General features: G+C 43.4%; 16 protein-coding genes. 12 read left to right on the forward strand and 4 right to left on the reverse strand.

What is annotated here, in order from left to right; genetic code table 11:
* The 4 genes from mtnA to IH879_04300 all read right to left on the reverse strand — a co-directional run.
* Positions 1-735: S-methyl-5-thioribose-1-phosphate isomerase (gene mtnA / locus IH879_04285; GenBank protein ID MCH7674153.1), on the reverse strand; the 735-nt coding region annotated here is incomplete at its 3' end.
* 276 nt (positions 736-1,011) lie between these two features.
* Entirely contained in the window at positions 1,012-1,542 is a 531-nt protein-coding gene (locus tag IH879_04290) for a LytR C-terminal domain-containing protein (GenBank protein MCH7674154.1), read from the reverse strand.
* A gap of 80 nt (positions 1,543-1,622) precedes the next feature.
* Positions 1,623-2,138, reverse strand: coding sequence for a hypothetical protein (locus IH879_04295; GenBank protein MCH7674155.1), 516 nt, complete (start codon positions 2,136-2,138; stop codon positions 1,623-1,625).
* Between the two features lie 154 nt (positions 2,139-2,292).
* Positions 2,293-3,777 carry an OmpA family protein gene (locus IH879_04300; GenBank protein MCH7674156.1) on the reverse strand — a complete coding sequence of 495 codons (1,485 nt, stop codon included), beginning with the start codon at positions 3,775-3,777 and terminating at the stop codon, positions 2,293-2,295.
* A gap of 574 nt (positions 3,778-4,351) precedes the next feature.
* Here IH879_04300 and IH879_04305 point away from each other — a divergent pair.
* From IH879_04305 to thiE, 12 genes are all read left to right on the forward strand, one after another.
* Positions 4,352-5,128 carry an isoprenyl transferase gene (locus IH879_04305; protein ID MCH7674157.1) on the forward strand — a complete coding sequence of 259 codons (777 nt, stop codon included), beginning with the start codon at positions 4,352-4,354 and terminating at the stop codon, positions 5,126-5,128.
* Between the two features lie 18 nt (positions 5,129-5,146).
* Positions 5,147-9,238 (forward strand): translocation/assembly module TamB domain-containing protein, encoded by a 4,092-nt coding sequence (locus IH879_04310; GenBank protein ID MCH7674158.1) that lies wholly within the window; start codon positions 5,147-5,149, stop codon positions 9,236-9,238.
* A 123-nt stretch (positions 9,239-9,361) separates the two neighbouring features.
* On the forward strand, positions 9,362-11,695 hold the full coding sequence (gene bamA, locus IH879_04315; protein MCH7674159.1) for an outer membrane protein assembly factor BamA: 2,334 nt from the start codon (positions 9,362-9,364) through the stop codon (positions 11,693-11,695).
* Between the two features lie 34 nt (positions 11,696-11,729).
* Positions 11,730-12,281 carry an OmpH family outer membrane protein gene (locus tag IH879_04320; protein MCH7674160.1) on the forward strand — a complete coding sequence of 184 codons (552 nt, stop codon included), beginning with the start codon at positions 11,730-11,732 and terminating at the stop codon, positions 12,279-12,281.
* A gap of 194 nt (positions 12,282-12,475) precedes the next feature.
* Positions 12,476-12,949, forward strand: coding sequence for a 3-hydroxyacyl-ACP dehydratase FabZ (gene fabZ / locus IH879_04325; GenBank protein ID MCH7674161.1), 474 nt, complete (start codon positions 12,476-12,478; stop codon positions 12,947-12,949).
* A 7-nt stretch (positions 12,950-12,956) separates the two neighbouring features.
* Entirely contained in the window at positions 12,957-13,796 is an 840-nt protein-coding gene (locus IH879_04330) for a lipoate--protein ligase family protein (protein MCH7674162.1), read from the forward strand.
* Positions 13,778-14,539 (forward strand): hypothetical protein, encoded by a 762-nt coding sequence (locus IH879_04335; GenBank protein MCH7674163.1) that lies wholly within the window; start codon positions 13,778-13,780, stop codon positions 14,537-14,539. The genes IH879_04330 and IH879_04335 overlap by 19 nt, the downstream gene beginning before the upstream one ends.
* A 2-nt stretch (positions 14,540-14,541) precedes the next feature.
* Positions 14,542-15,690: a 1-deoxy-D-xylulose-5-phosphate reductoisomerase gene (locus IH879_04340; protein MCH7674164.1), complete on the forward strand. Its 1,149-nt coding sequence runs from the start codon at positions 14,542-14,544 to the stop codon at positions 15,688-15,690.
* A gap of 15 nt (positions 15,691-15,705) precedes the next feature.
* On the forward strand, positions 15,706-16,752 hold the full coding sequence (rseP, locus tag IH879_04345) for an RIP metalloprotease RseP (protein MCH7674165.1): 1,047 nt from the start codon (positions 15,706-15,708) through the stop codon (positions 16,750-16,752).
* Positions 16,753-16,932: 180 nt separating this feature from the next.
* Positions 16,933-18,096 (forward strand): pyridoxal phosphate-dependent aminotransferase, encoded by a 1,164-nt coding sequence (locus IH879_04350; GenBank protein ID MCH7674166.1) that lies wholly within the window; start codon positions 16,933-16,935, stop codon positions 18,094-18,096.
* 173 nt (positions 18,097-18,269) lie between these two features.
* Positions 18,270-19,358, forward strand: coding sequence for a glycine cleavage system aminomethyltransferase GcvT (gcvT, locus tag IH879_04355; GenBank protein ID MCH7674167.1), 1,089 nt, complete (start codon positions 18,270-18,272; stop codon positions 19,356-19,358).
* Positions 19,359-19,531: 173 nt separating this feature from the next.
* Positions 19,532-20,185, forward strand: a complete 654-nt coding sequence (thiE, locus tag IH879_04360; protein ID MCH7674168.1) for a thiamine phosphate synthase — start codon at positions 19,532-19,534, stop codon at positions 20,183-20,185.
* Positions 20,186-20,192 lie beyond the last annotated feature (7 nt).

Genomic DNA, 20,192 nt, shown 5'->3' on the forward strand with positions numbered 1-20,192 from the left:
GGTGTCGCCGTTTGCGGCAATCCGGTCGGCGCCGACAATGGCGCAATCGATTTTCTTTTGCTGCATAACAAACGCTGCGGTGTTATCACAAATCAAAGTCACATCTATATTTTCGTTCATGAGTTCCCAAACATTTAGCCGCGCGCCTTGCAAAAGCGGCCGGGTTTCATCGGCGTAAACGTGCAGTTTTTTGCCCTCTTCATGGGCGGCAAAAACCACCCCGAGTGCCGTGCCGTAATCGGCGGTCGCCAGGGCGCCGGTGTTGCAGTGGGTCAGCACATTGAATCCATCTTTGACAAGCCTGGCGCCATGTTTGCCGAGCCGGCGGCAGATTTCCCGGTCTTCTTCCCAGATCGTCTGCGCTTCTTTGAGCAAGCGGTCTTTGATCTCAGCCACTGGTTTGCTTTTGTTTGCATCGGCGACCCGGTTCATGCGCTGAATCGCCCAGGAGAGATTTACGGCGGTTGGCCGTGTGGCATTTAAATATTCGGAGCTTTCTTTAAGTTGCTTAAAAAACGCTTCTTTATCTTCGCCCGCAAAGTTCTGCACACCCAAAACCACGCCGAACGCGCCTGCGATGCCAATTGCCGGAGCACCTCTGATCCTCAAAGATTTGATTGCTTCCGCCAAAACTTCGATGTCGCTGATCTCCAAATGGACCAGCTCTTCCGGCAGCTTGGTCTGGTCGATCATGCGGATTTTGTTATCTTTCCATTCGATGGTGGTGACGGGCATGGGTTCTCCTCTTTTTATTCCCCCTTGTTAAAGGGGTTAGGGGGTTGTTTTTGTTTCATAATCCAAAATCCAATTTTCAATAATCTGAGCAACGATTCAATTTCCTTTAATTTCTTTAACTTTATGTTTAGCTCTTTTTCAATTTGTTTTAGTGTGTCAAGGTCTGACATGGCTTGTGCCTCTTGAATCAATTTTCAAAAAAACATAACAAACCAACACTTCAAAAACAAGAAGTTTGTAAATTAGTTAAAAGTGAAATTGGGAGACTGACTAAGTCTAATTCTGAAGCTCTTTGTAGACTTTTAACTTCTTATAATCCGTGCCAATGATCACGGTGACCATGAGCTGCACGGAATCTTCAAGCTGGGGGGCCACTTGATTCTTATTGACGCCAAGCTCTTTGGCCACTTTTTTGGCGTATTTGCTCTCCAGGGAAACGCGGTCTAAAACTAACGTTTGCTCCAGGTCCCAGCCGCCTCCGTAATTGCCAATGTCTACAACATCAAAGTTTTTATTGCGCAGATACTGGGTTATCTCGTTGGCCAGACCCTGCACGCCGCAGCCGTTCAAAACTTGTACGGTAATGACTTGGGGCGGTGGTTCAACGGTGAGCGGGGTTTCACCCTCGGAGGCAAAAAAATTTGAAATCAGAGAAAAGATAAGAGTGATGTTGATGAGACTGAGTCCCCAAATCGCGGTGGTTAAAAAGCGCTCTTTGAGGGTCTTGTTTTGAGACCTTTTGTAGGGTCGTCGGGGTGAACTTTTACTTCTACTGTTTTTACGAACGGCACGTCGTCTTCTTGCCATTCTCCTCCTCTCCTTAAAAAAAAGACCGAGCTGAAAAACAGTCTCGGTCTGTTAAAATGCTGCGGTTTTAAATCATATGCTTATTTGAATTTTGACTCGTTTTCTTTGTCTAAAGGCGAACTGAATTGATTGAACCGGCTTCTGTTGGTGTAGGGCGAATTGTAGTAGGGCGAATAAAAACTGTTCGGCTGCTGGCTGAATTCCAATTGTATTTTGAAATTATCCGAGGGCTTATATTCAAACCCTGCTCCGGAAATGAAAGCCTGGCTTTGGCTCTGGAATTCATTTTGCCCAAACGGCTGGTGTTGAATGCCGAATTGGAAGTACATTTTAATTGGATTTGAGAGCTGGTACATCATGGTGTTTAAATAAAGCCCTTGATTGTAACTTTGGCCGCCAAATGAAGTGAAGGATAAAGAGTAGCTGTGACTCATTGAAAATTTGTTTGGATCGAGACCGATCAAGCCGACCAGGGTTTTGGGCTTGGTCAGGGCTTGCACCATATTGATTTTGCCGTCCTGCTTGAGTTGTCCAAATGCAAGCGCGGGTAAAATCAGCAGGCAAACAATCAAGCCAGTTAGATTTTTTTTATTCATTTGACTACCTCGCGGCGTTAAGTTCTTTTGTATATCTACCATGAAAAACGGGTTTTGTTCCTCAAAAGACTATGGTTCGACTTCGCTCACCATGTATTTAGCAAAATTAATTTTAAAAATCAATAACTTTTTAAGTTTCCTTCCAAAGTGAAGCTTACAAAATTTCCTGGCCAAAGCTAATCACCACATCTATTCTGCGGTTTTGGGCACGGCCGTCAGCGGTTTCGTTCGTTGCGATGGGTTTGCTTTCACCATAGCCGAGCGCGGTGATACGGCTTTGATCTAATCCCATATTTGCCAGTAGATATTGTTTAACGGCCATGGCTCTTTCGTAAGAAAGATTTTCGTTGAATCTATCATTCCCTCTGGCGTCGGTATGTCCTTCCACGGTGATGGGCGAACTCGGGAATTTCCGGATGGCGCGTTGAACTGTGGACAAAAGTTTGAAAAACTCAGGCTCGATTGTCGACCTTCCGGAGGTAAACGTCAGACCGATAAGCCGAATTATGATGTCATCCCCCTGGCGGAGCATCACCGCTTCCTGAGCGGCGAACATCTCCTCAACCGAGCTAATCAGGTCTTCTCGCCGCTTTTTCATTTCAAGCTTGTACCGTTTTTCCTGAAGCTCAGCCTGCAAGCCCTGCTCTTTTTCACGGTAGGCCAAAATATCCTTGCCAAGCTTTTGCAACTCGGCATTTTTTTCTTCGACTTCTTTTATAAGTTCTTTTTTCTCGTTTTGTAAATTCCTTGAGATTTGTGCGATTCTTTTTAAGGGCTTATCGAGGCCGCCATCAAAGGTCGGCGTAAATCCAAGCTCCCGGGCGATAGCTTCAATTATAATCTCGCGATCGAGCATGAAATTTTCCCATTCCTTCTCGTTCTTTCTTAGCCATTTGGTTTGCCTGGTGATAAAAATTGCATGTTTTGCTTCAGCTTCCGCCGCTTCGGCTTTTTCTTTAGCGCCGGTTTCCGAACGGCGATTCGTGTTCAAGATTGCCTCGGCCTCGTTTAATAATTTTCGCGCGTTTGCATAAATGATCGGAGAATATTTGGCCGCTTCAACTTCTTCGGCTTGCTTCATCAAATTTCGGACATTACCGATGATGCTGACTTTAATTGCGTTTAATTCGGCAGTTCGGTATTGTTTGTCAATTCCCGGCACTCTTCTCTTTGCGCTTTTAATATCGCCTTTTTCAAATTTCTTTGTTGTCGAAAGGAAGGCCTGTTCTGCTAAATCGTACTGTTCTTCGGAATATTGGGGGGCGTTGGCTTTCAGGGCATCCTCTCTCGCTTTGAGGGTAGATTCAAATGTGATTTTGCCCAATTTTGAGGTATCAAGACATTTATTTAAAAGGACACGCACTTCCGACAACTTCTTGTCTATCTTTTTTAGTTGCTTGCCATTTTTAAGGTCTCTTTGTGCTTGATTATATTTATCGAGTGCCTTCTTAAAGTTTGCAGGCGAAAGGATAGAGGCCTGTTCTGAACGGGCCAGGGCAAGCAGTTTATCCGTGTTTTTAAATATTGTTTCTTGAAGGTTACCGCGGTCTTGTGCGAACGTATTCGTGGGTAACCAAACTGTGATTGATAAGAGTACCAGGATCAAATTTTTTAGTTTTACTTTATTTGATGCGGTCATTTTATTGCCTCAGGAGATCAATTGATAGCGACTCGAATTCTAAGTTTAACTTAACTATTTTTCAAAGATTAGTCAAGCGTAATTTTTAGGCTCTTGTGGGAACCCGGTGAATTGAAACTTTTTTCCAGCGAAAATGTTTCGTCAATTTGTATAGAAAAATTATCGTCACCACTTTTATTAAGCTTAAGACTTTTATTTTTAAAGATTTAATTCTTTTTGGACGAAATAAAAACAAAGGGGCTTTAAAGTTCGCTTTATGGGAAAAATACATTTGGGTAACAATTAGGGCTTGGTGGAACTTCAGCCCACCGAAAACTGTGAAAAGAAAGTGACACCATCCGAGAGGGGAAGTGAAAGAACACCCTGTTTTCTCTCCAGAACATTGGAGATTCTTAATAAGAAACACAAGATTTTCCTTTGTCTTTTTAACAATAACTCTCGGGGTTTAAAAATGATTAAGTTCAGGCCAAATAGTATGTCGGGGTTCTTTCGATAACTTGAGATTTTTACTTGATTTTGATATGTTTTTAGAGTACTTTAAAATCTTTTCGATTACAACATAGGGCGATGCGTCATGGACGAAGAAGATATTAAACAGCGAATTAAAAAGCATGGAAATTTTCCTGGTCATATTGCCATAATCATGGATGGTAATGGCCGCTGGGCTAAGCGTCAAGAGCTTCCGCGGGTTGAAGGCCATCGAGAAGGCATTAACTCGGTTCGAGAAGTGGTCAGGGCGTGTGGTGAATTGGATATAAAATATTTGACTTTATATACTTTTTCAACCGAAAACTGGAATCGGCCACGTGGTGAAGTGACTGCACTTATGCGGTTACTTTTAAAAACCATTCGTTCTGAAGTGAATGATCTAAACAAGAACAATGTCAGATTGCAAGTTTTAGGAAATCTTCATGATTTGCCCTTGCCGGCTCGAAAGGGGATGGAAGGCGCAATGGCTTTTTTGAAAAATAACACCGGATTAACTTTGAATTTGGCTCTTAGCTACAGCAGCCGGAAGGAAATAACCGAAGCCGTTAGAAGAATAGCCCGCGGGGTTCAATCCGGAGAAATTCATCAGGATGATATCAGCGAGGATTTGGTATCAAAAAATTTATATACAGCGGAAATCGCTGATCCTGATTTGTTGATTAGAACCAGCGGCGAATTAAGGATAAGCAATTTTTTACTTTGGCAGCTGGCTTATACTGAACTTTATGTGACCGATGTGCTCTGGCCTGATTTTCGGCGTCGCGAGTTTTTTCAGGCGATCGAGGATTATCAGAATAGAGAGCGCAGATTTGGTAAAGTGAGTGAACAGATTCAGTCAACAAAATCACTAGTGCAATCGTAAAGTACTCATTCATAGACGATGTTTAAGAAAACCCTGATAACCCTTACTCTGGTAATCTTATTTGTTCTGGTCATTCTTTTTAATAGCTGGGACTTTTTTGATTTAAACGGCCGGTTCAAAAATATCCTGGTCGGCAAAATGCGCTCTCTGGTGGGGACTGAGTGCACTATTGGCGAGTTAAGCCTGGGTTTTGGTACAATCAATTTAAAGAAGGTTAATCTTGTATTTAGAGATCCTCGGTACCAGCTTTCCATCGAGGAGCTTCGATTCGGTTACAGTTTTTCAAGCCTTTTACGAGGCAATATAAAACCGGAGAAATCGGCAGAAGAGATAAGCATTTACCAACCGCGTCTAACCTTAACATATAATTCCAGGAAAGAAGTTAAATCCGATGTTGATCTTTCTTTGGAGATTTCCAGTGAGGCTGAAGAGGCTTACAGGTCGATTCTTAAAGAGGCCGACTTTATTAAGAAAATCACCATTTCTGAAGGTGAAATTAATCTTTTAGATACCTATTCATCCAAAAAAATTCCATTTGCCAAAAAGATAAATGGCTGGGTTTCCACAGATGCCGATGACAATGCCTGGTTAAGAATGGCCGGCCATATATTCGAAACCGACGAGATAAACATGATCATGTATGGCCAGGTTGATTTGGAGCGAGGCGGAATTGAGTCCATCAACCTGGAGCTGCGGGAGTACAAAATCGGTAACGAAATCCCCATTTTGCTTCCTGATTATTTCGAGATTCTTTCGGGGGTGGTGAATGGAAATTTAATAGTTACGGAAAGAAAGGAATCGCCCCGCGGTTTTAATATAGAGGGCACAGTTAAGTTAAGGGACGGTCAGGTAAAACTTAAATCAGAAAACCTCATACTTTTCGAAGAAATTTATGTGGATGCGGAGATCAAGGATTGGAACCTGGAAATCAAAAAAGCCTCGCAAATGATCAATGGCTCGCCGGTCAAGATAGAAGGAAGAATCAGGAATCTTTTAGACCCTGAATTTGATCTCCGCATAAGTTCCCAGCAATTAGATGTGGACAAGTTTTTAACTCATTTTCTCCCGGAAAAGAAATTACCTTTCGCAGGTTTCGCTCAATTAGATTTTTCAATAACCAAAAAGATCGCGAATCCAGTGATTCAGGGAACCCTGAAATCGGATTCGATTGGATTTTATGTCAAGGCTCTAAAAAATATCAATGTTGAATTTGCGTTCCATGACCTGTCTTTGGAGTTTCCAAAAATCAGCGGAAATCTGGGCGGTGGTAAGATAAATGGCAAAGGCAATATTGATTTTATCTCTCCTGAAAAACTAATAAATTTCGAATTCGATGTCTATGGCAATCTTTCAAAAGAGCTGTACGATTTCGGCCTTGTGTCTGCCGACCATGGAATCGGCAGCGCTGAAGTTAAAATTTTTGGACCTATTAAACACCCGGTAAGCAGAGGAAATTTCAATTTAGGATTCACGAAAGAGTCAAAAGAGTCGCTTGCTTTCAATGGTATTTTTCGATATCGACAAGGAAGCGGTTTTGTGAGCGCATCCTCGTCTGACGAGGAGTTTCATCTCAATGCAAATGTGGACAACGTTTTCAGTAAACCAAACTTTACTGTCGAAGCGACCAATATTGAGAAACTTTTTGTCTTTGTTAATGATCCGAGATTGGATTTCCTGAGAAATCGCTACGATCTACGCCTCGATTTAGAGGGTACTACAGACGCTTTAAATTCAGTCATTAAAGGATATAGTCGCGGGAATTATGAAAAACTTTTTCAGGTAGACGCTCTGTCGAAATGGGGCGAAGCGCTTTCCGGAAACATCACCCTGCTTCCCAATACAAGTCGGAATCAGACCGGAACATTCGCGGCAGATTGGAGTTCCGGGAATCTCAGACTTACTCAACTTGAAATTGGGGGGTGGCTGCGCGGTGAGTTTGATACCGCAGAATCAGAGGTACCATGGGACGCCAGATTATCGCTCTCCGGATTCAGGCTTTCCACGCTGCTATTACTTTTAGGCAACCAGGACCCAAAATTCGACGGCGATGTTCATGGACAGATCACATTTAGCGACTCCGGAGATTTTCCCCAATATTCCGGGAACCTCTGGCTTTTGGATGGGTTTCTGGGTGATCTTGGACCATTTAAGGGCGAGATGGCTTTCAAAGCAACACCGGACAAAATAAATGTCAGCACCCTGTCATTTGAAAATTCCGAATCCCTCTATTTAAAAACCGCTGGTAGTTATGATTTTAAGTCCAAAGAAGTAACCGGTAGTGCGGCTGGTTCCAATGTTCGCATCGAGGATATCATAAGATTATTTACTCGTCGAGAGGATATTGTGCACGGCAACTGCATTTTCCAGGTTTCTTTTAAAGGAAAATATCCGAAAATTCCACTGTATGGTAATATTGCCATCCATGACGCCAAGATACTTATGCTGACATTTGACAAGCTTCATTTTGCGCTTGGTAACGAAAACGGCACGGATTCTTACTTTTCCGGCGGAGCTTTCCATTTTGGAAATACAACAATTGAAAAGCAGGGTGAATTTATTCTTAAAGGAACTGCTCACCTGCCATTGAATGACCGCGCATCTCTCAATATACAAATGGCAGGCGATGGTAATTTCCTTTCTTTACTTCCCGATGTCGCAGAAATTTTTGGTGACTCAGAAAGTCAAGGACATTTGGATTTGCGCTACACTGGAAGTTATAAAAATCCGGACTTTACCGGAACTCAACTTTGGTTTGACAACGGCACCTTAAGGTTGAGTTCGGTTGCAAAAAAAATCAATAACCTGGAAGGCAGCCTGGCAGTTTTGGCCGATGATTACTTTCTCGATATCAGAAAATTTAGAGGCACGATTCGGGGCGAGCCTTTTTCTATTTCAAATACAAATGACCTTTCTCGATTAGGTGAGGAACTCGAGTCTTTAAGAATTGCGGGCAACGACTTAAACCTCGGCGCTCTTATTTTCCAAACGTCGCCGAAGGGTCTGCCGCTAAATATTCCCGGCTTGATGGAAAAAGGTGAGGTGGGTTGGTATTCACTTTTTGGTAAGGAGCCTGCCCCTGTTTTTTTTGCCGCGGGACCCTGGTTGCGGCCAAAAGTTCAAGGAACAGTAAAAGTCCGCAATGCAAATGTGACGTTCCCTTTTGATGAGAGCGGCGGCGAGGGGCACCCGGTCGTGCTGAATATTATAGATAACATAGATTGGGATGTAGAGGCAGTTTCTGATACGGACACCCGGTACGTGGTGCAATTCCCGACAGGTGTTTATGTAAACATGGAAATTGATAAGGAAGATACGCTCAGGTTTACCGGAATTCTCAAAGACTCAACATTTGGAATTAGCGGCAAGGTCGAATCTACCCGCGGTGACTTTGAATATTGGGACTCAAGTTTTCGGGTTGAGAAATTTGGTGCCGAATTCAACCAGGGTTCACTTTATCCAAATGTTTACGGCAAAGCCTGGACGGTGATTCGGGATTCTCTAAATGTGCCATCTGATGTCTATTTAACCCTTGTCACCCGAAACGATTTAAATCAAGACCTGGTAGAAGGCCGCTGGGACCGGATTAATATTAAACTCAGTTCCGAACATCCCGGCTGGGAAGAAACTCAGGGCGACGTCATAGCCAGCTTAGGATACACATCCACGACGATAGATGAAAAGGCCAGAAAAGCAGTCGGCCATAGCACAGACAGTTTTATTTTCAGACCCCTCATGCGGCCGGTCGAGCGGCAGCTCGAGCGCAGTCTGGGCCTCGATGTTGTGCGGTTTAGTTATGCGTTCACCCAGAATTTTCTCGCCTCGAATTTTAGTAATGAGCAGCTGAGATCTTCACTCGCTTTTCTGCGGAGCAGCCGCTTGATCCTTGGGAAATATCTGACGAAAGATATCTACCTGCTTTACAGCGGAGAACTAAAGACAGGAATCGATTATCAATTTCAGGATAAAGGTGTGGGACTACAGCATATTTTCGGACTTGAGTACCGTTTGAATCCAAGATGGTTGCTGCAAATGGAATACGATTATAACACTTTGTTAGAACTTAACAAAGATGATAAGAAACTTTGGTTAAGACATTCCTTCCCTTTTTAGGTTTAGATGATTTAAAAATTGTTGACTGGGGTTTCAAATCAAAATGAACTTTTTTTCCTCATTCAGGTTAGAAAGTTTGTCATTATTTGAACCTTGAAAAATTTCGTATACATGGAGTTGATGATGTTCAATTTGAAGTTTAAAAGTTTGGTAATTTTCACAAGTGTGATCCTGATTGCTCTTTCCGGACGACTGTCTTTCGGACAGGTAGGTGCCAGAAAAACCGTTAAATTGGCAGCAGTCAGAGTTGAAGGCAACACATCCGCAGATGCAAATTTTATAAAATTGAATTCGGGACTGACTGAAAACGCGTTGGTCAGCGGGGAGGATATTCAGAAAGCCATAAAACAGCTTTGGGCTCTGAATATGTTTTCCGACATTCAAGTCATTTTGGAAAAAGAGGTTGCCGGCTCGGTCTTCCTTGTTTTGAAAGTTGAAGAATATCCCCGTTTGGAAAAGATCGAGTTAGAAGGGAATAAGAAAATCAAGAAAAAGGATATCGAAAAAGAGCTTAGCTTTTATAAGGGGCAGGTTGTCGGGCCTCAGGAAAGCAAAAAAGCTGCAAAAAAAATAAAAAAACTATATGCAGAAAAAGGTTATTTACTGGCCGAGGTTGAACCGAAATTACGCGAGGGGGCTGAGGACCAGAGAGTAATCCTCCGTTTTAAAATAAACGAAGGGAATAAAGTTCAGATCGAGGGCATTAACTTTCATGGCAATACTACGTTCACGGATAAAAAACTCAGGAAGGCATTTAAAGAGACCAAAGAAAATGGCTTTTGGTTTTTTGGGGGCGGCGATTTTGATCGCGAAAAGTACGAAGAAGATTTAAAGCATTTAATTAGTTTTTTTAATAAAGAAGGTTTTCGTGACGCGGAAACCGTTAAGGACTCAATTTATTATGGCCCCCTAAAGAAAGCCATGTATATAGACATCTGGGTTGAAGAAGGACAGAGGTATTATTTTGGCGATATAACCTGGGAAGGAAATGAACTTTTTGAAGTCGAACAGTTGGAGTTTCTTTTAGATTTTGAAAAAGGCGATGTATATAACAAAGAAAAGCTCGATAAAGCTGTTTTTGAAAAAATTGGTAACGTCTACTATGATACAGGATATATTTTTGCACGGATTGAGCCTCAGGAAACGCCAGTTGGCAAAGATACGGTTAATATCCATTTTAGAATCACTGAAGGTAACGCTGTTAAAATTAACAAAATTCATATAGCAGGAAATACTAAGACCAAAGAAAAGGTAATTCGGAGAGAACTCAGAATTCGGCCTGGCGATGTTTTCAGCCGCGAAGCCCTCGTTCGAAGTCAGCGTGATATTTTCGTATTAAACTATTTTGCAGATGTAAGGCCGGACGTAGCGCCAATCAGTGATGAACTTGTGGACATTGAAATTGAAGTAGAAGAAAAATCAACTGACACCGCCAACATGTCAGCCGGATTTAGCGAAAGAGACAAATTGATTGGCAGTATTGGTGTCACAATGAACAACTTTTTCGGCAACGGCCAAATCCTCAGTTTCGATTGGAATTTCGGCCGGGCCTTCAGGTCGTTTTCGATAAGTTTTACCGAACCCTGGTTTCTCGACACCCCCACTCTGGTCGGCCTTAGTTTTTTCGATACAAAACGTGACGGTCGCTTTATTGGCTATGATCAACGCAGTCAAGGAGCGAGCATTCGTTTAGGCCGCAGACTTCGCTGGCCGGACAATTTTTTCCGCGCCGACTGGATCTACCGAGTCGACAAGACTGACCTCTCTAATTTTGATCCCAGGGTTCTACGGTTTAATCCGATCTTAGCGCAACAAAATTGGCCGCTTACAACGAGCGGTGTCACTCAGATCATCAGCAGAAATAGTTTGGACCGACCTGAATTTCCCACTAGCGGCTCGAGATTTTCAATTTCGACGGAAATCACCGGCGGCCCGTTAGGCGGTAATGTCAGTTTTCATAAACACATCATGCAAAATGAATGGTTTTCGCCGCTGATTTGGAACTTTGTTTTGTTTAACAATATGCACGTTGGATATATTGAGGGCTTCGGCGATGATATCGAGAACATTCCTTTTCTTGAATTGTTCTTTATGGGCGGTGAAGGGTTGTCCCGCTCTATACCCCTGCGCGGATATGACGATCCTTTATCAGGTGTTGTCAACCGGACCGGTGGAAAAATCATGTTTAAATATACCACGGAAATCCGGTTCCCAATTGCGCCAAACCCAACGATTTTCGGTTTGGCTTTCGCCGAGGCGGGTAATACCTGGGAATCTTTAGGTAAAACCGATTTATATGATTTGCGCCGTTCGGTAGGCGTTGGTCTTCGAATTTTTATGCCAATGCTTGGTATCATTGGATTCGATTATGCATACGGTTTTGACAATATTGATCCGGAAACGGGTCGAAAATTTGGTGACTGGAAACCCCATTTTGTATTCGGCAGAAGCTTTTAATTCTACTTAAATTTTTATTTTTACGGAGGTAATGGTGAAATCTAAGATTTATTCTTTAATAATTGCGCTTATTTTTGGATTGGGATTTAGTCCTGCATTTTCCCAGTTGAAGGTAGGCTATATTAATTCTCAAAAAGTATTAGAAAAATTCAAAGACGCCATGGATGTCAAAAAGCAATTGGCTGAATTGAATACCCAATGGGAAAGCGAAGCGAGGGATATGCAGAAGGAAATTGAGAAATTGCAAGATGAATTGGAGTCTCAAAGTTTGCTATTGAGCGATCAGAGAAAGCAAGAAAAGGTACAACAAATTCAAACACTCGGCCAGCAGTATCAATTGTTCCTGCAAACCAAGTGGGGACAGCAAGGAGAGGGAGTCAAAAAGGAAGTCGAATTGCTACAGCCTATATATGAGAAAATTAATGCCGCTATTAAAGAAATCGGACGAGCGGAAGGCTATCACTATATTTTTGATGTTGTCGCGGGAAACATTCTTTATGCCTCCGACGATCAACCTGACCTGACTGAAAAGCTTCTAGTGGAATTGAACAAAGGGCTGCCTGCGGCAACTGCAGACGGGAAATAAATTCCAAAATTCAACAAGCGTAAAAATTAAAGGTGCTATTTGATTGACTTTGAGTAGCGCCTTAATTATTTTAACAGAATAATTTAACCTTCGAAACGTTCCTTAAAAAGAGTTTATTCTCAGGTCAATATTTTTTTTAATGGACAAATCTAGTCTAAATCTTTCAAAGGTTTTTCGGAGAATGGAGAGCGAGGATGTCAGAGGAAAATAGCAGTACCAGCAAGGCAGAGATTGTATTAGACATTTTGGAAATTCAAAAGGTTCTGCCGCATCGTTACCCGTTTTTGCTGGTGGATAGAATTGTCGAACTTGTACCAATGGAACGCGTGGTCGGCATTAAGAATGTCACCATGAACGAGCCGTTCTTCCAGGGGCATTTTCCCGGAAACCCCATCATGCCCGGTGTACTAATTTTGGAAGCCATGGCGCAAACAGGCGGCTTTTTACTTCTGAACACCGAACATGATCCTTCGGGCAAACTTGTTTATTTTACCGGCATCAATCATGTAAAATTTAGAAAGCCGGTAGTACCGGGCGATCAACTGCGATTTGAAGTGGAATTCCTGAAACGTAAACGGAATATTTGCAAGATGCAGGGCAAGGCATTCGTCGAGGACAAGATGGTTTGTGAGGCGGAGTTGACGGCAGCGGTTGTGGATAAGGAATGAAAAAAAATTGATAAAAGAAACCGGGACTTGGCGTTTCATCAATTCCGGCGCTCAAGACGGCGCTTTTAACATGGCAGCGGACGAGACTTTAGCCCGGTTGTGCAAATCTGGCCAGCCAATTTTAAGAATTTATGCCTGGCAGCCTTTTGCAATTTCAATCGGTCACCATCAAAAGCTGTTCGAGGTTGATTTAGATAAATGTAACGGCCAAGGCGTGGATGTTGTTCGCCGTCCCACCGGCGGCCGGGCAATTTTTCATGTCGAAGAAGTCACTTATGCGGTTATTATTCCTAAAGAGTCCAATCTGTATGCGCAAAGTGCCCTGGCTATTTATAATTTTATTAGTTCAGCTCTCGTCAACGGTCTGAATCGATTGGGTGCAAATTTAGTTCTGGAAAGAAAGAAAAACCTTGACGGAGAATTTAAAACATACAATCAAAAATTTGCCTGTTTTGCATCGTCGGCAAAATATGAGATTCATTATCTCTCAAAAAAGCTTGTGGGCAGCGCCCAGCGAAGACTTGAGAATGGGCTTCTCCAACATGGCTCGATTCTTTTGGGAAATGAACATTTGAATTTGTTTGATTACTTGACAAAAACCAAGAACGGCAGCTCAGGCAATTTGAAGCAGCTTTTAAGTGAGAAAACTACTTGCCTTGAAACTACTTTGAACCGTGAAGTAAATTATAATGAAGTTGTATCTGTGCTGAAACCAGGTTTTGAAAATGTTTTCAAAATTGAGTTACAATCAATACCCTTAACTGCCGAGGAAACTGAATTGATAAACGAACGTAAGCCACACTACTCTCAAACCAGGAGGGATTCTCTATGCGAAACCTACGTTTAGTAATCGTCTTGTTGCTGGTCGCATTTATGGCGCCAATGGCGCAAGGCCAAACTGAAGATGATATTAGAAAAGCGATGTCTGCGGCTTTGAAATTCTTTGGTTCGACAATGGGCGCTGGGCTTTATCACAGTGCGGATGTTCACGGACCTCTGGGCTTTTGTTTAGGCGTTAATGGCGCAATTGTCGCCGTCCCGGATGAGTTCGAGGTAATTCCTGTCATCAATGATGATAAAATTACCCTGGGCTATTTGCACGCTAATCTGGGTCTGGGTGGCAACCTTGAAGTGACCGGGCGAGTGCTTTTTTTTGCTCTACCAGGAGAGCTCAGCAGCGTACCAACTCCTGGAGCATCTGATGGGAAGGGAAAGTTGTTCAGTGTGGGGGTTAAATACGGTCTGCTTCAGATGCCTCTGATGCCCAAGCTTGCTTTGCAAGCTAATGGCCATTTTGTGACTCTGCCGAGCGAATTCGATTTTGGTACGGTGCGCGGCGCAAGTGTGAAATTAATTGCCAGTCACTCCTTCGCCATTTTTGGGATCTATGTCGGCGGTGGAATCGATTTCAGCCGGGCCGAGATTGATGATGATTTCCCGATCTTAGGGGGTGAGAGTTTCGATGAGACAGGTTTTTTGTATAGCATCGGCGCTCAAGCGAACGTTTTGCCTTTCGTGACAGTGAATGCTGGAGTGAATTTCGGGGAATATAATAGTTACGATCTGGGAGTTGACATCGGTATTCGGTAAATATGAAACGGATTAGTCTTCTGGGGTCTACGGGGTCCATCGGGACCAATTGTTTAAATGTAGTAGAACGCCAAAAAAACGAATTCGTGGTTAACTATCTGACAAGTTATAAAAATATTCAACTTTTGTTTGAACAGGCGAGTAAGTTTCGTCCTAAGGCGGTTGCGATAGTTAAAAAAGAAAAAGTAATGAAGTATTTGCCGCGCTTTAAAGAAATTGATGTGGAAGTTTACACCGGTTTTGAAGGAATTCTTGAGGTCAGCCGCAAAGAGGATGTCGATATTCTGGTCAATGCGCTGGTTGGTGCAGTTGGTCTGCAGCCTACTTTGAACGCGATTAGGAAAAATGTTCGCATCGCTCTGGCCAACAAAGAAACGCTGGTCATCGGGGGCAAGTTTGTCATGGAGAAGGCACAGCAAGAAGGCGCCGAAATTATTCCCATTGACAGCGAACACAGCGCGCTTCTACAATGCATTGCCGGCGAAGATACTGAGAAAATAGAATGCGTTTTTTTGACCGCCTCTGGCGGTCCGTTTCGAGAGTTCTCAGGCAAGGATTTTTCGAATGTAACCGTTGAGCAGGCCCTCGATCACCCGAATTGGGACATGGGTCCCAAGGTAACCATCGATTCGGCAACCTTGATGAACAAAGGCCTGGAGGTCATGGAAGCGCATTGGTTGTTTGATTTAAAACCTGCGGAAATTCAAGTTGTAATACATCCGCAGTCGATAATTCATAGTATGGTTGAGTTTGCCGATGGTTCGATAAAAGCGCAGCTTGGGGTGCCGGACATGTGTATCCCGATTCAATATGCTTTAACCTATCCCAAACGGCTTTCGGCTGACTTTCCGCGTTTGGATTTTCGGACGCTTAAAGAGCTTACTTTTGAGCAGCCGAATTTTGAGAAGTTTCGCTGCTTGAAACTTGCTTACGAGGCCCTTGAAACCGGCGGCGCGGCTCCCGCCGTTTTGAATGCCGCAAATGAAGAAGCGGTCGATTTATTTTTGACCCGGAAAATCGGTTTTGAGAAAATTCCACAAATAGTAGAGAAAGCTTTAACAAATTGCAAGTTTAATAGCTGCGACAAAGTTGAAGATTTGCTGCAGTACGATAAATTAACCAGAGAATATGTACTAAACGGACTTAATTAGCAGTCAGAGGTTTTGATGACAACTATATTAGCTTTTGCATTTGTTTTAGGTGTTTTAATTTTTGTCCATGAATTCGGGCATTTTGCTACTGCCAAAATGGTGGGCATAAAAGTTGAAAGATTCTCTTTGGGATTTCCGCCCCGAATGTTCGGTAAGAAAATCGGCGATACTGATTATTGTATCTCCTGGCTCCCGTTAGGCGGCTATGTTAAAATGGCCGGCATGATCGACGAGAGCCTGGACGGCACCATAGAAGGCGAACCCTGGGAGTTTGCATCCAAGCCGGTCTGGCAGCGGCTGATTGTCATTTCAGCAGGCTCGATTATGAATATCTTAACCGCTGTTGTCATTCTTGCATTGATCGCGTTTGCAATTGGCATCCCGGGCGAATCAGACGGTGCACTTGTAAGTGAAGTTTTGGAAAACAAACCAGCCGAGACAATTGGCTTAAAAACCGGAGATGTAATCGTCTCAATCAATGATCAGATTGTGAAGACCCACGAAGATTTAATTAAAATTGTCAATGCGAATCCCGGTATCGACCTGCCAATTGAGTGGAAAAGGGAGAGTGAGTCTTTTTCGTCCAGAATTACGCCTGAACTTCAGGAAGAGGAGAACATCGGTTTGATCGGGGTTCGGGTTGGCAACCATGTAGTCTATCAGGAAGCCGGACTAGTCGATTCTTTTAAGGCAGGTTTTTCTAACACGTATAGTTTCACTAAGCTTATTTTGTATTCTTTAAAAGTGATCTTCACCGGCGAGCAGTCCTTTAAAGACGCGGTTGGGGGTCCGATCGCGATTGCAAAAATGGCTGGCGAGAGCGCAAAATTGGGGTTTGATTCTTTACTGTTCTTTACGGCAATTCTCAGTATCAATTTGGGAATCATCAACTTGTTCCCCTTCCCGGTTCTAGATGGCGGGCATTTGGTGCTTTTATTAATAGAAGGCATCCGCCGCAAGCCGCTTCCTGTCAAAGCAACCCTGGTTATTCAAAAAGTTGGCATGGCGTTTTTGCTGGCGCTGATGATATTTATTATTTTTAATGATATCACGAAGTTGTGACTTAAGTATTAACCTAAATTTGCAAAATTCAATAAAACCAGCGTCTTATCCACGCTGGTTTTTTTGTTGCCAACCCCTTGACTCTTGGCTATATTTTTACTACATTTTTTAGACCCTCTTAGACTATAAACTGAGCGGTAACTTCTTAAATTTAAAAGCTTAGGAGAATGGAGAACTGAAATGAATTTCGCCAGCAGAATGGAACGACTGGGGACCGAAACAGCCTTCGAAGTCATGGCGCGAGCCAAAGCACTGGAAGCCAAGGGAAAGGATATGATTTACTTGCAAATTGGCGAACCTGATTTTCCCACACCGAAGAATATCATTGAAGCGGGTGTGAAAGCACTACGAGACGGCCAGACCCATTACTCCCCGGCAGCCGGAATTATGCCGTTGCGGGAAGCCATTGTTGACGATGTTGAAGCTCGCCGCGGCGTTCGGCCAAAAGTTGAGCAGGTCATCGTAACGCCGGGCGCAAAACCGATCATGTACTTTGTCATTATGGCCTGTATCGACTCTGGCGATGAAGTTATCTATCCAAATCCAGGCTTCCCGATTTATGAGTCGGTGATCAATTTTGTCGGCGGGACTCCGGTAGCTCTGCCTTTATGGGAGGAAAACGATTTCCGGTTTAACCAGGATGAATTTCGTTCTCTGGTAACCGATCGCACCCGAATGATTATTATTAATTCACCTCATAATCCATCCGGCGGTGTTTTAACCCGGGGAGATATTGAAGTTGTTGCAGAAGTGGCCAGAGAAAAGAATATTTTGGTGCTCACAGACGAAGTTTATAAAAATATTATTTATGACGGTGAGCACGTGAGCATCTACTCCATGCCTGGCATGCAGGAGCAAACCATTCTTTTAGATGGATTTTCTAAGACTTATGCCATGACCGGCTGGCGCCTGGGATTCGGGGTCATGCGGGAAGACCTGGCCAAAAAAGTCGAGCAGCTCATGATAAACAGCAACTCCTGTACCGCCACTTTTTCTCAGTACGCTGCAGTCGAGGCTTTGAAAGGTCCAACTGACGAAGTCGATGCTATGGTCGAAACATTTCGGAAACGCAGAGACTTTATTGTCGCGGGCTTAAATGAAATTCCCGATGTTAGTTGTATCACGCCAAAGGGCGCGTTTTATGTCTTTCCGAATGTTAAAAAAATTAAAATGAGTACTCAGGAGCTTGAGCACTATCTTCTGAATGAAGCCGGTGTTGCAATCTTATCGGGGACAGCTTTTGGCAAATACGGCGACGGCTACTTAAGATTTTCTTACGCTAACTCAATCGAAAATATTGGTAAAGCCCTCGAAAAAATGAAAGATGCTTTGGAGAAAATTTAAGCGATTAAACCAAGATGCCCATTTCGACCCCTTCGGCTACGCTCAGGGCAGGCTTTGGGAGAAATCTTTTTGTGCATATTATTGGTTTCAATAGATTTCTCACGGAGTTTACCTTGAGCTTGTCGAAGGGTTCGAAATGACGTTCGGGTTTTTTTAAAAAATAGAGGAAAAACTTGGAACCCAAGAAAACAGCACTCTATGACGTTCACATCCAGCTCGGTGCAAAGATGGTCGAATTTGCCGGCTACTGGATGCCGGTGCAATACAAAGGTGTCATCAATGAACACAAACGGGTTCGCAGCACCGTTGGAATTTTTGATGTCTCGCACATGGGTGAATTTTTCATCCAGGGTGAAAAAGCCGCCGAGTATTTGCAAAAGATGACAATAAATGACGTCACCAAAATGGAGAAATACCGGGCCCAGTACACCGGCATGTGTAACGAAAACGGCGGCATGATTGACGATATGATCGTCTACTGTTTTGGCGACTATTTCATGGCCATTGTGAATGCTTCCAACCATGAAAAGGATTTTAAATGGATGAATGAGCACTTAATCCCGGGCGCTGAAATTATCGACAGAAGCGATGAGTACAGCCTCTTTGCCGTTCAGGGGCGAAAGGCCGAGGCCACACTGCAAAAGCTCACAGATCTCGATCTTTCCGTAGTTAAATATTATTGGTTTCGGGAAACGAATCTTGCCGGTGTTGATGTCATTGTACTGCGCACGGGGTACACCGGCGAGGAGGGCTTTGAAGTCGCGGTTCATGTTGACTATTCCGAGAAAGTCTGGAATGGAATCCTCGAAGCAGGCAAAAAGTTTGACATCGAACCTATCGGTCTTGGGGCGCGCGATACCTTACGAATGGAAATGAAGTTCTGTTTGTACGGCAACGACATCGATGAGACCACCAACCCGATTGAAGCCGGATTGGGTTGGGCCACGAAAGTCGACAAAGGGGACTTCCTTGGCCGCGAGGCAATCATGCAGGTCAAGGAAAAAGGCGCGACAAGAAAATTGGTCGGCTTTGAGATGAAACAACGCGCTGTACCCCGGCACGGTTATAAGATTCTGAAAGACGGGGACGAAATTGGCTACGTGACCAGTGGTACCTTCTCCCCAAGTTTAGAAAAAGGCATCGGAATTGGGTATGTCACTGTACCTTTTAATGAAGTCGGGACTTCTGTTTCAATTGAAATTCGGGGTAAAGGGGTGGAAGCAGAGGTGGTAAAGACGCCGTTTTATCAAAGGCCTTATTAACCCGTGGTTCTAGTTCTATTATTTTTCCTATTGGACGTACTCCAGAGAACTGTCAGAATAGGCACAAGTTGCGCTTACTAGCACAACGGGTTATTAGAATTTTTTCCCTATGTCATTTCGAGCATCAGCGAGAAATGACATCTAAGCTGTAATATTCTTTAGGTGTCAAAATTTTGTTTTCTCAAAATATCGACTGGTCTTTTTACGCAATTCTCGACAAGGAGTATGCAAAAGAGCGTTCCCTGACCCGATTAGCTGAGGAGGCAATTCAAGGCGGCGCAGGAATTCTCCAACTAAGAAACAAACTTTCAGCATCCGATGAATTCTACTCTGACGCCTTAAAAATAAAAGAAGTTACTCGGCACTTTAGAATTCCTTTGATTATAAACGATCGCCTGGACATTGCTCTGGCTGCAAAAGCGGATGGCGTGCATTTGGGGCAAGACGATTTGCCGTTTGCAGAGGCAAGAAAACTACTCGGCGATCAAATGATTCTGGGAGCATCAGTCCACAATCTCGAAGAATTTGAAATTGCTTTAAAAGGCAACCCGGACTATTTGGGAGTTGGCATGATCTATCCTTCGCTTTCAAAGACAGAGTTGCAAAGTGCGGGTATTAAAATTGTCGAACAATTGCGCCGGAAAACTATATTGCCTTTGATTGCAATCGGCGGCCTCACTGTCGAAAATCTCGAACCGGCGATTCGAGCAGGCGCAGATGGAGTGGCCGTCATCTCGGACCTTTTTACCAGACAAGATGTTTACGGCCGCGCAAAAGAGTTTGTCAAGAAAGTTAAACAAGTCAAGGATTCTTTGGTTGTAGTTTAGATTTAAA

Source organism: candidate division KSB1 bacterium (genome assembly GCA_022562085.1).
In the GTDB taxonomy this organism is placed as follows: Bacteria; Zhuqueibacterota; Zhuqueibacteria; order Oceanimicrobiales; family Oceanimicrobiaceae; genus Oceanimicrobium.

Excerpts from the sequence above, each read along its gene's own strand:
- IH879_04290 (MCH7674154.1), bottom strand. The coding sequence starts at position 1,542 with ATGGCAAGAAGACGACGTGCCGTTCGTAAAAACAGTAGAAGTAAAAGT.
- IH879_04295 (MCH7674155.1), bottom strand. The coding sequence starts at position 2,138 with ATGAATAAAAAAAATCTAACTGGCTTGATTGTTTGCCTGCTGATTTTA.
- IH879_04300 (MCH7674156.1), bottom strand. The coding sequence starts at position 3,777 with ATGACCGCATCAAATAAAGTAAAACTAAAAAATTTGATCCTGGTACTC.
- IH879_04305 (MCH7674157.1), top strand. The coding sequence starts at position 4,352 with ATGGACGAAGAAGATATTAAACAGCGAATTAAAAAGCATGGAAATTTT.
- IH879_04310 (MCH7674158.1), top strand. The coding sequence starts at position 5,147 with ATGTTTAAGAAAACCCTGATAACCCTTACTCTGGTAATCTTATTTGTT.
- bamA (MCH7674159.1), top strand. The coding sequence starts at position 9,362 with ATGTTCAATTTGAAGTTTAAAAGTTTGGTAATTTTCACAAGTGTGATC.
- fabZ (MCH7674161.1), top strand. The coding sequence starts at position 12,476 with ATGTCAGAGGAAAATAGCAGTACCAGCAAGGCAGAGATTGTATTAGAC.
- IH879_04335 (MCH7674163.1), top strand. The coding sequence starts at position 13,778 with ATGCGAAACCTACGTTTAGTAATCGTCTTGTTGCTGGTCGCATTTATG.
- IH879_04340 (MCH7674164.1), top strand. The coding sequence starts at position 14,542 with ATGAAACGGATTAGTCTTCTGGGGTCTACGGGGTCCATCGGGACCAAT.
- rseP (MCH7674165.1), top strand. The coding sequence starts at position 15,706 with ATGACAACTATATTAGCTTTTGCATTTGTTTTAGGTGTTTTAATTTTT.
- IH879_04350 (MCH7674166.1), top strand. The coding sequence starts at position 16,933 with ATGAATTTCGCCAGCAGAATGGAACGACTGGGGACCGAAACAGCCTTC.